The sequence below is a fragment of the Listeria rocourtiae subsp. hofi genome (genome assembly GCF_963575615.1).
GTDB classification, from domain to species: Bacteria; Bacillota; Bacilli; order Lactobacillales; family Listeriaceae; genus Listeria_A; species Listeria_A hofi.
The window spans coordinates 12,974-27,392 of the sequence record NZ_CAUYTL010000002.1 but is presented as its reverse complement, the minus strand read 5'-3'; the positions used below and the strand labels follow the sequence as shown (position 1 = coordinate 27,392).

Sequence of the window (14,419 nt, the reverse complement as noted above, 5' to 3'; positions counted from 1 at the left end):
ATCATGTCCGATAACACGCATTTATTTTGACATAATCATAGCTCAAGTCGCATCCCCAAGCCACCCCGTCTTCCAAGCCACTATGCAGATTGACCTCGATTAAAATATTTTCCGTTTGCAAATAACTTGCAAGTAAATCTGGCGCATAATTCGCCGTCTCACTTTTTTCTAGAATAACTGTATCGCCAATTTTAATCGTAATATTATCTGGTGAAAAACGTCCCCCACTGTAGCCAATTGCGCAAATAATCCGACCCCAATTTGCATCCTCACCAAACATTGCGGTTTTCACAAGGCTAGAAGATACAATCTGCTTCGCAATCATTCGAGCGTCTTCTTTTGATGTTGCCCCTTTGACTCGTGCTTCGATGAGTTTCGTAGCACCTTCTCCATCTCTTGCAATACTTTTCGCTAAATGCTGACAAACTGCATAAAACATTTTTGCAAATGCGATAAATTCTGGCGTGCCATCAGAAAAGGCTGTATTTCCAGCGCAACCATTAGCCATCACGATGACCATATCATTCGTTGACGTATCACCATCCACCGTTATTTGATTGAAAGTTTGGTCTACTTTTTGTTTTAGTAATTTTTGCAATAATTCAGCCGAGACAGCTGCATCTGTCGTGATGAACGAAAGCATCGTTGCCATATTCGGATGAATCATTCCAGAACCTTTTGCCACGCCCGATATCGTAATGACCTTACCGCCGATTTCTGCTTGTAGTGTAAGTTCTTTTTGTACTGTATCCGTTGTTAATATTGCTTCATGAAAATCACTGCTAATGCCTGATTTCAACTCTAACGCTGCGATTCCCGTCGCCAATTTTTCCATTGGCAAATAGTCACCGATTACGCCGGTTGAGGCTACTGCAACACTCGTTTCTTCAACCCCTAGATGTTTTGCTGCCATCGCTCGCATTGCAAAACCATCTTCCAAACCTCGTTTCCCTGTACATGCGTTCGCAACACCACTATTCACAACAATTGCCTGCAATGTCTGATTCGCCGCCAAGCTATCCTTTGTTATAAAAATCGGCGCTGCTTGCATTTGGTTCATCGTATAAACCGCCGCTGACTCTGCTGGTGTTTCCGAAAAAATAATGCCGATATCTTTCTTTTTACGCTTTAACCCACAATGCTTGCCGTCTGCATAAAACCCTAGTGGAGTTGCGATTGTACCATTTTCCACCGTTATCCAATCCTCTTTTTCCAATAATTTCTCCATCACATTTCCCCCTAAATCAAGGATAAACCGGTATAAAATCAAGCCCGGCCGTCTCATCAAACCCAGCCATCAAATTCAAATTCTGAATCGCTTGTCCCGCAGCCCCCTTAACCAAATTATCAATCACTACAACAATCGTAATCATATTCGTCCGCTCATTATAACAAAGCCCAATATCACAGAAATTCGAAGCCGTCACCTGCTTAAGCGTTGGATAAACATCTCGGTCCTGAATACGCACAAATGGCTTTCCTTCATAACTTTCTCGGTATAACGCCAGTAGCTCATCTGTCGACGTTACTCCTTTTGCTCGCACATAAATGGTTGCAAAAATGCCTCGTGTCACTGGAATAAGCGACGTTGAGAATGTAATCGCGTCAATCCCCGCATCCCATACTCGCAGTTGCCTAATAATTTCTGGGATATGCTGATGTTGATTCATCCGATACAGTGTCATGTTCTCATTCGTCTCTGGAAAATGCGTGTTCGCACTTGGCGTCTTACCTGCCCCAGAAATACCCGATTTCGCATCAACAATAATTGAATCCGCCTCCACCTTACCGTGTATCACAAGTGGGGCCAAACCGAGTAAAGTTGCTGTCGCATAGCACCCCGGATTCGAAATAAACGTCGTATCCACGTTTTCTCGCCATTCCGCTAAACCATATTCTGCTTGATTCAAGTAAGCAATCGGTGCAGCATCCTTATTATACCACTTCTCATATTTCTCCTTCGATAATCTAAAATCCCCAGATAAATCAATTACCTTCATCCCGGCATCGATAAACGGTTGTGCTGCCTCCTTCGCAACCCCGCTAGGCGTAGCAAGAAAAACCGCATCACTCTCCTCTGCAATTTTGGCTGCATCAATCTCAGCTAACTCGTGATGATACACCGTATGTAAATGCGGATAAAAACTTGAAATATCTTCCGTCTGAGTGGAGAAACTATGCAAGGATACAATCTCCACATGCGGATGTTGATACAACAGTCGAAGTAATTCAAGCCCTCCATAACCCGTTGCTCCAATAATCGATACTTTCATGATTTTCCCACCCTTCTTATTTTTTTATGATAAAACTTATTATAGACTTGTATATTTATAATGTCAAATGGTTTTTTATAAAAAAATAAAACTATTTTATGCATGAATAATGTATATTTACATCATTTTATATGCAAAACCATATTCACAAATACGAATCAAAATACATTGAAAAAGCCGCTCCTAGGAACGGCCTTATACATTGTTTTTATTTATCCGATTTCTTTTTAGCAGCATCCTTCAAATTTTCTGTTGCTTCTTTGACATCAGAAGCTGCTAGCTGATCTTTCTTGCCTTTATTATCCACCATTTTCTAACCTCCTTGTATACTCAAACCAATGATGCATTAGCAAAAACGTTTCCTCACCTCTATATAAACCTTACCCTGTTAGTTATATATAAAACATAATCACGAAAAACGATGCCACACTTGACATCGTCTCTTTTTAAAACAGATCTGAAAATTCATCCTGTACTTTATTTAAATTCGCAACTTCCACCGAAAAAGTTTCCGTTGCAGTTACGGCTTCTCGAATCATCGCCTCAAAATCAATAAAACTCTCATAACGCTCTACTTTCTCTAATTTCGGACGTGTTTTTGGAGAAGGTGGTGTAAAAATCGTACAACAATCTTCAAACGGTTGTACCGAAATATCATACGTATCAATCGCTTGAGCAATAGTAATAATTTCATTTTTATCCATCGATACAACTGGGCGAATAATCGGCGTTGTCGTCACATCATTAATCGCTAACATGCTCTCAAGTGTCTGACTCGCGACCTGCCCCAAACTCTCACCATTCACAATCGCTAAACCTTCGTGGCGTCGACGTAATGCATCTGTAATCCTAAGCATCATGCGCCGAGTCACCGTCATCGTATAGCCTTCTGGAATCTGCTTTTTAATCATTTCTTGAATCGCAGTAAATGGTACAACATGCATCTGTACCTGGCCACTATACTGCGCTAATTTCCCAGCCAAATCAACGGCTTTCTGCTTCGCGCGCTCACTTGTATACGGTGGGCTATGAAAATGCACCGCCTCCACTTCCACACCACGCTTCATTGCCAAATAGCCAGCAACAGGACTATCGATTCCACCAGAAAGCATTAACATCGCGCGACCTGAAGAACTCACTGGTAAGCCACCAGCGCCCTGAATCGTCTGACACGACAAGAAAATCCCCTCACTTCGGACATCCACAAGCAGCTTCACATCTGGATTTCTCACATCAACACGTAAATCATCGATATGTTGCAAAATAAATCCGCCAAGCTCATGGTTAATCCCATTCGTATCCAACTCAAACGAACGATCTGCACGCCGCGCATTGACCTTGAAAGTTCCGCCCGTCTGATGCATCGCACGAACAAGTGACAATCCAGCCTGCTTCATCTCTTCTAAATCTTGAGGTACTCGAACCGCCGGACTAAAAGACTGAATGCCAAAAATCGGCCTTAGCCGCTCCAAAACAACTTGATCGTCGGCACCATTCAATAATAAATACATCCGGTCGCGTTCACCAAAGACTTTCACTTCTGGAAAATCTGCAATCGCTCGTTTCACATTATGCGCTAATTTCTTAATAAACTGTTTCCGATTTCGGCCTTTTGTTGACAATTCTCCGTACCGAACAACTATACGATCATACTCCATCATTTCACCACTTCGTTTAAATTTTTGATAATTGTTTGTATTGCTACTATAAAACGCTCTGCCTCAGCCAGCGTATTTTGGTAAGATAAACTCACACGAACAGCGCCAACAGCCTCTTCATCTGTCACTCGCATTGCCTTCAATGTACTACTAGCAAGTTTGGCACGCGATGAACACGCACTTGTTGTCGAAACATACACCTCATATTCCTCCAACGCATGAACGAGAACTTCCCCTCGATGCCCGACAACTGAAAAACAACAAATATGCGGTGCCGCTTGTTTTTTATCCGTATGAATCGATACTTCTGGAATTTCAGCAAGCGAATCCAACAAATAATCTCGAATCGCTTCCAAGTCTATTAGATGTGCTTCCTGGTTTTCCAGCCCAATCCGCAGAGCCTTTGCAAAAGCGACCACCCCAGCTGTATTCTCCGTCCCATTACGCAAGCCAAATTCCTGTCCACCACCATCTAAAAGCGGCAACAACGAAACGTGCTTCTTCTTTATTAAAACACCTGTACCATTCAAACCATGTATCTTATGGCCAGAAATACTAACTAAATCTACCCCAGCAACATCCAGCGCCACCTTCGTTAATCCCTGCACATGGTCTACATGGAAAAATGTCTGTGCACGTGTCTTCAAAAAATCTGCAATCGCTTGAATCGGTTGTATAGAACCAACTTCATTGTTCACATGCATCACCGAAACTAAAATCGTATCATCACGAAGCGCCATTTTTAAGTCCTCTACCGATATAACCCCAGTAGCAGTAACTGGTAATCGCGTTATTTCAAAGCCTTGTCCTTCTAAATGTTGCATCGCATTTTGAATAGACGGATGCTCAATAGCAGTCGTAATAATGTGTTTTCCACGACCACGATAAAAATCCGCAACCCCTTTTAGCGCCATATTGTTGCTTTCCGTTCCACCAGAAGTAAAAATAATCTCTTCCGGCAATACCCCAAGCATTCCCGCTACAAGAACCCGCGCCTGTTCATGCAACTCGCTAACCTTTGCCCCATAACCATGTAACGAAGACGGATTCCCAAAATAATTCGTCGCTACTTTTGTATAGGTCTCCACACAAGCATCAAGTGGCTTCGTTGTCGCGCTATTATCAAAATAAATCATCCAAAAGCCTCCATGCATTAATATTCATTCATTATTTTATCATACGACTTCCCAAAAGAAAAACGCCCCATCCTTCTTCCACGGATTAAGACGTAAATTCTCACTACTCGATTTCCTCTACTTCATCCACATTTATCTTCATTTCATACGCTTTCTCAATTTTCTTAAAGGCATTTGGTTCTACTTTCTCCAATGCTGTCACCGCAAGCTCCAGCGCTTTCTTATATTGATAATCATCGTAAAAATGGTCTTCGGCTTGACGCAACGCAACCGCAAGTTCCGGTGTTTGCAAACGATATCGGTTCGCATACTGGATGACATGTTCCACGATATGTGCATTATCAATCATTTCATCCGCTTTTTCAGTCAAGTGATCTAGATCTTCTCGCGCAACTTGCCACTCATGGTTTACTGATTTCATATTTAACGGCTTCTCTTCCAGTTTCTCTTCCAACTTCGAAATCGACTGTTCCATGTGCGCACAGAGCGCTAAATAATCCTCTGGCTTACCAGGAAGTCGCTCACGATCTAATTTGCGGTTCAAATTCAAAATCGCCCGACGCATTCTATCCGCATCTTCTCGCGCCTCCAACTCATCTTTTCGCAATGAGCGCAGTTCTTCTGAAAATGCATCTTGCCCCAAAGAAACACTGGATACAACTGCATCGATTTCCTTTAAAGCATCTTCTGCCGCCGAGTATGCGATTTTCACCTCCGAAAGCCGCTCCGTGACAGCTGCCAACTGCTCTTTCTGTGACTCTAACTGACTGGCAATTTTTAAATAACTCGCCAAGTCCTCTTCGGTCATATGATACGTCTGCTTTACTTCTTTAATCTGTTCTGCTAACGCGTCCGAAACATCCAGCTGCTTCTCCAACTTCGCTTCCACAACAATACGGTTTTCCTTCACAAAATGGCGCGCTTCAACTTCATGCTCGAGCGTATCATAAAACAAATTGATTTCTGTATGCAATTCTGCCACACCAGCTTCCACAGCTTCAAGCTCTCCTGCCACAATTTTTTCTTTCAAATCAGATACGCGATCGCTCATTCGTCCTAATTCCGCGGCTAGTTGTAACTGCTCCAAAAAATAGCCTTGTTGAACCATTTCATCATAACCGGCTTGTAATTTGCCCATCTCCTCTGGCAAAATAACATCACTCTCACGAAGCAACACCGGGATTTTCTCCAATCTTGTCCCCAACTTCTCGAGGTCATGCTGCACATTGAGCACCGTTTCGCGCGCTTCCAAATAGTCCCCTTGATCTGTCAACATATCGAATCGATTCAAATTCTCCGCAATCGTATCTAACTCGCCTTCCACGCCATGTAGCGCATCACCCAGTTTATAACCATTACTCAAAACTTCGCGTCGCAATGTCGTAAACTTATCTTTTGCCATCCGAATATCCTGCGCATTGCGTTCCTCACTAGCTAGCAATTCCTTCAAACCTCGCAAAATTTGCTTCATTTGCGTATCAATTTCATGAATTACCTGTTCCACCTGGTTTTCCATCTGCGTTGCTTGGCGGAACTGATAACGATCCGTATGTTGCTCCGCGCCAAGAATATATTCCTCTAAGTTAGGAAATAACTTCGTCGCAATGTCATCCCACGAGTCACGCCAAGACTCAAACAAGTCCTCCGTTTGTCCAGTAAGCCTCAGCTTCTTCACCTTCGTCAGTTCATCAATAACAGGACGCTCCATCAATTCTATTTTTTGCGCTTCAAGCTCATTGATTCGTTGATAATGCTTTTTCTTCATTATGTATCCAACTGCAAAAACAACGGCCACAATAACTACAAAGCCGACTAAATACCAAACAAACATGTCTTTTCCTCCTATTATTCCATTATCTCTATTTTTTAAATCGATTCATTAAGTACAAATAACAAATCCATGCTATACTGATTCATTATACACATACACTATTCTAACACGATTCCGCTGTATTTGCCTTATTTAAAACCAAAAATAATGAAAAAGTGGTGAAAAAAATGATCGAAATTCCAAAATTCACTGGAACTAAAGCAGAAAATTATCAATTATGCGTCAAACAAGTCGAAGCAATGATCGCTGGAGAACCAAATTTCATTGCCAATATAAGCAACGTGTCGGCGCTCCTAAACCAAGCATTAACCGACATTAACTGGGTAGGGTTCTATTTGTATGAAGAAGCAAGCAACCAGCTCGTTCTCGGACCATTTCAAGGTCTACCTGCATGTATCCGTATTCCGCTAGGCCGTGGCGTTTGCGGAAGTGCTGCCTCGGAGCAAAAAACCTATATTGTTCAAAATGTTCATGATTTCCCAGGACATATTGCCTGTGACGCCGCATCCAACTCAGAGATTGTCATTCCCATTGTCCACGATGGAAAATTGCTCGGTGTTTTAGATGTCGATAGCCCCTCTTTAAATCGATTTGGCGAAACCGACCAGCAATACTTAGAGCAAATAGTCAACATTTTAAAAGCATCCATACAATAAAGTTTGACAAGCATATGCAAAATGTACTATACTAGAAAGCGTGTAAAATGCAGCTTGAGTGATGATGAATATGACCGTTGTTTATCCCCGATTTTTTTCGTGGTGTATCCTGTAACCTGCTGCTGCAAGGGCGAAGATACATGAAGATAAACTGCACGTATTTGGTTGGTCACACTTGTTTGTTTTATGCTAAAACAAATTTAAAGGAGGAGTCAATCAATGGCTCGTTATACAGGTCCAAGCTGGAAGATTTCCCGTCGTTTGGGATTATCACTTTCAGGAACAGGTAAAGAATTAGAACGTCGTCCGTATGCTCCAGGGCAACATGGTCCGACACAACGTAAAAAAATCTCTGAGTACGGTTTACAACAAGCAGAGAAACAAAAATTACGTCACATGTACGGTTTAACAGAACGTCAATTCAAAAATACGTTCGTAAAAGCTGGCAAATTACAAGGTAAACACGGTGAGAACTTCATGATCTTACTTGAACAACGCCTTGACAACGTGGTATATCGTTTAGGTCTTGCTCGCACTCGTCGTGCAGCACGTCAATTAGTAAACCACGGTCACATTTTAGTAGATTCAAAACGCGTAGACATCCCATCTTACCAAGTTTCACCTGGTCAAGTAATCAGTGTTCGCGAAAAATCTCTTAAATTATCAGCAATCGCTGAGAGCTTAGATGTTGCGGCATTCGTGCCTGAATACCTAACTTTCGATGCTGAGAAATTGACAGGTACATTAAGTCGCCTGCCAGAACGCTCAGAATTACATGCTGAAATCAACGAAGCATTTATCGTAGAATTCTATTCACGTTAATCATTCGAAAACATCTGGCGCCTCTTGCATCAGATGTTTTTTTGTTACAAAAAAACCCTGACATAACAATATGCCAGAGTTCTCTCTTCTATATATATTTTCTCATCGTAATATCGACTATTTCAAACCCCATTTTCTTATACACATGGACTGCCCGCTTATTATGTGCAAAGGCATGCAAAGAAATCTCGGTAATGCCTCGTTCTCTTGCCTGCTCTTCTAACAAGTCCAGCAACGCACTTCCAAGGCCTTTGTTCTGAAACGCTTCAAAAATTAGGATATCGTAAATAAAATAAGTTTTTTCCTCTTGAAAAACCCATAGTGTTCCGATACATTCCTCTCCTTGCATTACTTCCCACAGAAAATGATTCTTGGTCCGAACACCATCTGGAAGTAGCTCCATCGTTGTCATTCTCGCTTTAAATAACGCTTCTTCGCGTGCCCATATCCCAGCATCCGCTTGATCCTTCGCATAACCAACACTAAGCGACTCAGCAAAATCAGCAAAACGCTCTTTTGCCATGGGAGTTAAGCGTAACTTCTCAGACATAACGCACCAAAAAATATTTTTTCTTACCACGACGAACAATAGTAAAGCGATTTTCCACACGATCTGCTTTCGTCACAACTTTTTCAAGATCTTGTACACGTTCACCATTAATGTAAATTGCGCCGTTTCCAATATCTTCACGTGATTGACGCTTCGAAGGCTCAATACCTAGCTCCACTAACCAATCAACAAGCAGTTTCTCCTCTTGCCCCGCTTCAAATGTCGGAACGTCCTTAAATCCTTGCTCAATCTCATCAGCCGTTAACACTTTTACATCCCCACTAAATAACGCTTCTGAAATCTTAATCGCCTGATCTAGCGCGGCTTGCCCATGAATAAAACGTGTCATTTCAGCCGCTAAAGAGCGTTGCGCTGCACGGCGATGTGGCTCCAATTTCACAGCTGATTCTAAATCGCTAATTTCTCCTTGATCTAGGAACGTGAAGTATTTCAAGTATTTCACAACATCACGATCATCTGTATTAATCCAGAACTGATAAAACTCGTATGGCGTTGTTTTTTCTGGGTTCAGCCAAATCGCGCCACCCTCTGTTTTACCAAATTTCGTGCCATCTGCTTTCGTTAACAATGGAATCGTTAGACCGAACGCTTTTGAGCCCTCGCCCTGTTTTTTACGAATTAAATCAAGTCCAGCTGTAATATTTCCCCATTGATCGCTACCACCAATTTGCAAGCGACAATTGTGATTTTCATATAGCTCATTGTAATCCATTGCCTGTAAAATTTGGTACGAAAATTCCGTGAACGAAATCCCTACTTCTAAACGATTAGCCACAATATCTTTCGCTAACATCGTATTGACATTGAAATTTTTACCAAAATCCCGCAAAAAGTCTAGCACTGTCAAATCTTTTGTCCAGTCATAGTTATTCACCATAATTGCACCATTGTCACCAGAAAAATCAAAAATCGTTTCAAGCTGACTACGTAGGCTCTCTACGTTCTTATTTACTTGTTCAATCGATTGTAATTGACGTTCTTCTTTCTTACCACTTGGGTCACCAATCGATCCCGTCGCTCCACCAACTAAAATAATTGGACGATGCCCCTTGTTTTGGAAACGACGCAAAATCATGAATGGAATTAAATGCCCAATATGCATCGAATCGCCGGTTGGGTCAATACCACAGTACAAAGAAATAGATTCCTTTTCCGTTAATTCGCGAAGTCCCTCTTCATCTGTTTGCTGGTAAATAGCACCGCGCCACTCTAGTTCATCAATAATATTCATCTCAAACTCACTCCTTCTCATGATTAAAACAAAAAAGCCCCTTCGTCAATTGACGAAGGGACGCAAAATATACGTGGTACCACCCAACTTAGGAAAAAATCTTCCTCACTTCATTAAGATAACGGCAAAAACCGTTTGCAAATGCAAATATGCTCCAGGATGTAATTCGTCCAACTCATTTGTACTGGTTTACAGCGACCACCAGCTCTCTTGTAACAGGGATAAGCGACTACTTCGTCCGTTCATAGCTTTTCGATATAATATTGTACTTCTATTTTTAACATAGCCCGAAACAGATGTCAAGATGCACATCTGAAAAAACCGAGCAAATCTATTACCGATCTACTCGACTTTTCTTGAATTTTAACGTGTTGTTCCGCGCATTTTTTCACTATGAGGTAAAATAACCGTTTTTTCTTCTACTTCTTCATTGGCCATCAGTTTCGTCAATAAACGCATGGCTACAGCACCAATATCATAGAGCGGTTGAACCACTGTAGATAACTGTGGGCGCGCCATCAATGTCAATTTTGTATTATTTGATGTCACGATTTCAAGCTCTTCTGGTACTTTCACACCAGCATCAAGTGCAGCATTCAAAACACCCATCGCCAGTTCGTCATCCGCCACATAAATCGCGTCAGGAGTTGCTTTCAAGCTACTTAATTGTGCCCAAGCTTTCACGCCAGCTTCATAGTTATAAGCCGCTTCTAACACATAATCCTCATTAAATTTAATTTTAGCCTCTTTCAGTGCTTCACGATACCCGCCCAATTTTAACTCACTATTTACCGGCTCATCCAAAGAGCCACTGATGAATGCTACTTTTTTATGACCGTTCTTTGTAAAGCGGGAAACAGCCTCATAACTCGCTTGTTTATAATCAATATTAACCGATGCAATTTTATTCGCTGCATCCACAGAACCCGCCAAAACAACAGGCGCAGGTGAACGATCAAATTCTTCTTGTAATTGCTCCGATATACGCTCTCCCATATAAATAATACCATCCACTTGCTTGCCAAGTAACGTATTCAATACTTGCAATTCCTTATCTTCATTTTCATCAGAATTGCTAAGAATAATATTATATTTATACATCGTTGCGATATCTTCAATTCCACGCGCCAACTCTGCATAAAATACATTTGAAATATCAGGAATCATCACACCAACCGTCGTTGTCTTCTTACTCGCTAAGCCTCTAGCCACAGCATTTGGGCGGTATCCCAATTGTTTAATAACATCCAGCACTTTCTTTCTAGTCACAGGCTTCACATTGGGGTTTCCATTAACAACACGAGAAACAGTTGCCATCGAAACATTCGCCTCACGTGCCACATCGTAAATTGTTATATTCATTCATTTCACTCTCCACATTCATTTATTTTAACAGTTAGCCATATGTAACTATTGTAAACGTAAACAACCTTGCCTACACTTAATAATACGATAGTTTTTTTCGTTATGCAATTGTTTTCACTTATTATTTACATTACTAAAAATTCAGAAGAAAGCGTTTTATTTAATTACTTCGCTATAAAACCAAGGAAATCCCTTCTCATAGCAATCGTACTCTCTTACTCTTAACCACACAAAAAAACAGTCAGGAAATCATTTCCTAACTGCTTTTTAATTTCAAAACTCCAAATCTCCCGCCAAACCTCAGCGGGCCGACAAATGATTAGATCCTAGGCAAAAGCGAGCACCGAAGCGGAGCATACTGGTGTATGTGAGCATCGGAGCACAGCTTTTAACGACGGAGATAAGCGTTTGTCGGCCCGCTGAACGACTTATTGGATGTTGGAAGGGACTAACTTCGATTTTAAAATCTCTTCCCAGAATGCGTCAAATTCTTTCAAGTCCATTTGTTGCGCTGAATCAGATAGTGCAACTGCTGGATCTGGATGCACTTCTGCCATCACACCGTCTGCTCCAATTGCAAGAGCTGCTTTGGCACATGGAAGCAATAAATCCTTACGCCCAGTGGAATGCGTTACATCGACCATCACTGGTAAATGCGTTTCTTGCTTCAGAATTGGAACAGAAGAAATATCTAATGTATTACGTGTTGCCTTTTCGTACGTGCGAATACCACGTTCACAAAGAATAATTTGATCGTTACCTTGTGCCATAATGTACTCGGCAGCACCAACAAACTCTTCAATCGTTGCAGATAGACCGCGTTTTAGTAGAACTGGCTTGTCTACTTGTCCCACTGCTTTTAGGAGTTCAAAGTTTTGCATGTTCCGAGCGCCAATTTGAATCACGTCAATATGATCTAACGCTACTTCAATATCACGCGGTGTCACGATCTCACTAATAACGCCAAGACCAAACTCATCAGCTACACGTTTTAAGATTTGTAACCCTTCCACACCAAGTCCTTGGAAATCATACGGACTTGTACGCGGCTTAAACGCACCACCTCTAAGTAATTTCAGTCCTTTATCACGAACAGCTCCAGCTACAGTTGCTACTTGTTCATAAGATTCAACCGAACAAGGGCCAAATACGAAGGTCGGCGTGCCATTCCCAATCGGTACACCATTCACATTGACAATTGTATCTTCTTTTTTGTTTTTACGCGAAACAAGCAATGCTTTGGAGTTATCATCTTCTTGTAACTCTAAACCAGCCTTGAAAATTTCTTTAAATAGTTTCTCAATCGTGCTATCTTCAAAAGGACCTTTATTTGCGTCTGTAATTGCATTTAACATCTGGCGTTCACGAACTGGATCAAAACGAATAACACCTTGCATCCCTTTAATTTTACCAATTTCTTGTACTAAATTCGCTCGTTTGTTGATAGCCTCCAAAACCTCTATGTTTAAGCTATCTACTTGTGCGCGCAACTCTTCCAAATTCGGATTTCCCATGATTTTGCCACCTCTCCAATTTCCCTGTACATCTTTTTACAGTATATTTTATCATTATAGATGAAAATGATTCATTTGTCACCATATCGCTTTCCTACTTAAGCGCTTTTAAGTGTTAAAGCGAACAATATAGATTAATACTAACATCCTGTGCTTATAATTGCAAGTTAATTTTTCATAAAATAAAGCTAGGTAAGAAAAAAGGCTATAGACAAAGTGTTATTGCACCTCATCTATAACCAGGATTCTATTTTTTAAATTCTTTTTTCGCGTCATGTACAATTTTTTCGGTTTTATTTTTTGCTGTTTCAGAAGCTTCTTTCACTTCTTCTTTTGATTTATCAGCAGCTTGTTTCACATCATCGCCAGCATCTTTAGCTTCAGATTTGAACGTTTCACCAGCTTTTTGCGCAGCTTGTTTCGTTGCTTCAAAACCTGCTGATGCTGTTTCTTTCACCGATTTTGTTTGCTTTGAAACCGTTTCGTAGAGCTGACCTGATTTATCTTTTACTACTCCAACAAATTCAGATGCTGAGTCAACAAGAGCCGCTTTTTTATCTTTAGCTACATTGCCGATTTCAATACCTTTTTCATAGGCAACATCTTTCCATTGTGCACCTTTTTCTTTCATCACATCTACTTGATCATGTAAATCCCCACGTAGTTCTTTACCTGATTTTGGTGCTAAAAGAAGTGCTGTTACTGAACCTACGATACCCCCGATTAAACCACCAATTAGAAAATCTTTTACGTTAATTCCATCTTTTCCAGACATATATTTTCCCTCCGCCTTCTTTTATAAATTTATCGTTTCTTCTTTTGCTTCTGCTGCAGCTTGTTTCGCAGCTTTATTTGCCTTCATTTTATCACGGAATGACAAAATAGAGTTACTAAAAGATACGGCTTGTACGATTTTCGCCTCATTTGTGTGGACTTTATTCGTTGCAAGCGTCGCTAGTTCACGAACGGATTGGCTTAATCCTAGAAGTGACACACCAATGTCTCCAACAGCATCAAATACTGGATCAACTTTTGCCACTTTGCCGTTGATATCTTCGAGAAGATCATTCGTTTTGCTCATTAATTTCTCAGCTTGGTCAGTGATCCCCTTCACTTCACCAGTCATTTCCTCAAGCGATTTCGCTACTTCGTCCATTGTTTTCGAGGTTGATTTAAGCGTCATGCCTAGATAAACAGCAATGACAAGTAACGCGATTGCAGCAATCAAAGCCGCAATGTATAAAATTATTTCCACCTTTTCCACACCTCCACATGTATCTAACTACTGTACCCCTAATGTGTCTATGTAAACCGACCATTTTGAAGAATGGGTTGTCTTCATTTTAGCAATATTATACGAAA

The 14,419-nt window shown here is 41.1% G+C and carries 13 protein-coding genes and 1 other annotated feature; of the genes, 2 read left to right on the top strand and 11 right to left on the bottom strand.

The annotated features are described in order from the left end of the window. Position 1 precedes the first annotated feature (1 nt). The 5 genes from argJ to R8925_RS01465 all read right to left on the bottom strand — a co-directional run bounded on the left by argJ (position 2) and on the right by R8925_RS01465 (position 6,898). Complete coding sequence (gene argJ / locus R8925_RS01485; RefSeq protein WP_430534349.1) at positions 2 to 1,198, bottom strand: bifunctional glutamate N-acetyltransferase/amino-acid acetyltransferase ArgJ; 1,197 nt, start codon at positions 1,196 to 1,198, stop codon at positions 2 to 4. A gap of 46 nt (positions 1,199 to 1,244) precedes the next feature. Beyond that, the gene (gene argC / locus R8925_RS01480; RefSeq protein WP_430534170.1) at positions 1,245 to 2,273 is read right to left on the bottom strand and encodes an N-acetyl-gamma-glutamyl-phosphate reductase; all 1,029 of its coding nucleotides are present in this window, start codon (positions 2,271 to 2,273) and stop codon (positions 1,245 to 1,247) included. Positions 2,274 to 2,719: 446 nt separating this feature from the next. Next, positions 2,720 to 3,931: a tRNA uracil 4-sulfurtransferase ThiI gene (thiI, locus tag R8925_RS01475; RefSeq protein WP_430534348.1), complete on the bottom strand. Its 1,212-nt coding sequence runs from the start codon at positions 3,929 to 3,931 to the stop codon at positions 2,720 to 2,722. Beyond that, positions 3,931 to 5,067 (bottom strand): cysteine desulfurase family protein, encoded by a 1,137-nt coding sequence (locus R8925_RS01470; RefSeq protein ID WP_430534169.1) that lies wholly within the window; start codon positions 5,065 to 5,067, stop codon positions 3,931 to 3,933. The genes thiI and R8925_RS01470 overlap by 1 nt, the downstream gene beginning before the upstream one ends. A 103-nt stretch (positions 5,068 to 5,170) precedes the next feature. Then, positions 5,171 to 6,898, bottom strand: a complete 1,728-nt coding sequence (locus R8925_RS01465) for a septation ring formation regulator EzrA (protein WP_430534168.1) — start codon at positions 6,896 to 6,898, stop codon at positions 5,171 to 5,173. A gap of 167 nt (positions 6,899 to 7,065) precedes the next feature. Here R8925_RS01465 and R8925_RS01460 point away from each other — a divergent pair, with 167 nt between their 5' ends. Together R8925_RS01460 and rpsD are read left to right on the top strand one after the other, a co-directional pair. After that, complete coding sequence (locus R8925_RS01460; protein ID WP_430534167.1) at positions 7,066 to 7,554, top strand: GAF domain-containing protein; 489 nt, start codon at positions 7,066 to 7,068, stop codon at positions 7,552 to 7,554. A gap of 219 nt (positions 7,555 to 7,773) precedes the next feature. After that, positions 7,774 to 8,376: a 30S ribosomal protein S4 gene (gene rpsD / locus R8925_RS01455; protein ID WP_036072475.1), complete on the top strand. Its 603-nt coding sequence runs from the start codon at positions 7,774 to 7,776 to the stop codon at positions 8,374 to 8,376. Positions 8,377 to 8,464: 88 nt separating this feature from the next. Here rpsD and R8925_RS01450 read toward each other — a convergent pair whose 3' ends face one another. The 6 genes from R8925_RS01450 to R8925_RS01425 all read right to left on the bottom strand — a co-directional run bounded on the left by R8925_RS01450 (position 8,465) and on the right by R8925_RS01425 (position 14,312). Next, complete coding sequence (locus R8925_RS01450; RefSeq protein ID WP_430534166.1) at positions 8,465 to 8,926, bottom strand: GNAT family N-acetyltransferase; 462 nt, start codon at positions 8,924 to 8,926, stop codon at positions 8,465 to 8,467. After that, the gene (tyrS, locus tag R8925_RS01445) at positions 8,919 to 10,178 is read right to left on the bottom strand and encodes a tyrosine--tRNA ligase (RefSeq protein ID WP_430534165.1); all 1,260 of its coding nucleotides are present in this window, start codon (positions 10,176 to 10,178) and stop codon (positions 8,919 to 8,921) included. Before tyrS ends, R8925_RS01450 begins: the two co-directional genes overlap by 8 nt. 53 nt (positions 10,179 to 10,231) lie before the next feature. Then, positions 10,232 to 10,433: a binding site (T-box leader), on the bottom strand. Between the two features lie 108 nt (positions 10,434 to 10,541). Then, positions 10,542 to 11,540 carry a catabolite control protein A gene (gene ccpA / locus R8925_RS01440; RefSeq protein WP_036072480.1) on the bottom strand — a complete coding sequence of 333 codons (999 nt, stop codon included), beginning with the start codon at positions 11,538 to 11,540 and terminating at the stop codon, positions 10,542 to 10,544. 431 nt (positions 11,541 to 11,971) lie between these two features. After that, a complete protein-coding gene (locus R8925_RS01435; RefSeq protein WP_430534164.1) occupies positions 11,972 to 13,057 on the bottom strand; it encodes a bifunctional 3-deoxy-7-phosphoheptulonate synthase/chorismate mutase in 1,086 nt (361 codons plus the stop codon). Between the two features lie 247 nt (positions 13,058 to 13,304). Further along, positions 13,305 to 13,832, bottom strand: a complete 528-nt coding sequence (locus tag R8925_RS01430; RefSeq protein WP_430534163.1) for a YtxH domain-containing protein — start codon at positions 13,830 to 13,832, stop codon at positions 13,305 to 13,307. A 21-nt stretch (positions 13,833 to 13,853) separates the two neighbouring features. After that, a complete protein-coding gene (locus R8925_RS01425; RefSeq protein ID WP_430534162.1) occupies positions 13,854 to 14,312 on the bottom strand; it encodes a DUF948 domain-containing protein in 459 nt (152 codons plus the stop codon). Positions 14,313 to 14,419 lie beyond the last annotated feature (107 nt).

Excerpts from the sequence above, each read along its gene's own strand:
- argC (WP_430534170.1), bottom strand. The coding sequence starts at position 2,273 with ATGAAAGTATCGATTATTGGAGCAACGGGTTATGGAGGGCTTGAATTA.
- thiI (WP_430534348.1), bottom strand. The coding sequence starts at position 3,931 with ATGGAGTATGATCGTATAGTTGTTCGGTACGGAGAATTGTCAACAAAA.
- R8925_RS01470 (WP_430534169.1), bottom strand. The coding sequence starts at position 5,067 with ATGATTTATTTTGATAATAGCGCGACAACGAAGCCACTTGATGCTTGT.
- R8925_RS01465 (WP_430534168.1), bottom strand. The coding sequence starts at position 6,898 with ATGTTTGTTTGGTATTTAGTCGGCTTTGTAGTTATTGTGGCCGTTGTT.
- R8925_RS01460 (WP_430534167.1), top strand. The coding sequence starts at position 7,066 with ATGATCGAAATTCCAAAATTCACTGGAACTAAAGCAGAAAATTATCAA.
- rpsD (WP_036072475.1), top strand. The coding sequence starts at position 7,774 with ATGGCTCGTTATACAGGTCCAAGCTGGAAGATTTCCCGTCGTTTGGGA.
- R8925_RS01450 (WP_430534166.1), bottom strand. The coding sequence starts at position 8,926 with ATGTCTGAGAAGTTACGCTTAACTCCCATGGCAAAAGAGCGTTTTGCT.
- tyrS (WP_430534165.1), bottom strand. The coding sequence starts at position 10,178 with ATGAATATTATTGATGAACTAGAGTGGCGCGGTGCTATTTACCAGCAA.
- ccpA (WP_036072480.1), bottom strand. The coding sequence starts at position 11,540 with ATGAATATAACAATTTACGATGTGGCACGTGAGGCGAATGTTTCGATG.
- R8925_RS01435 (WP_430534164.1), bottom strand. The coding sequence starts at position 13,057 with ATGGGAAATCCGAATTTGGAAGAGTTGCGCGCACAAGTAGATAGCTTA.
- R8925_RS01430 (WP_430534163.1), bottom strand. The coding sequence starts at position 13,832 with ATGTCTGGAAAAGATGGAATTAACGTAAAAGATTTTCTAATTGGTGGT.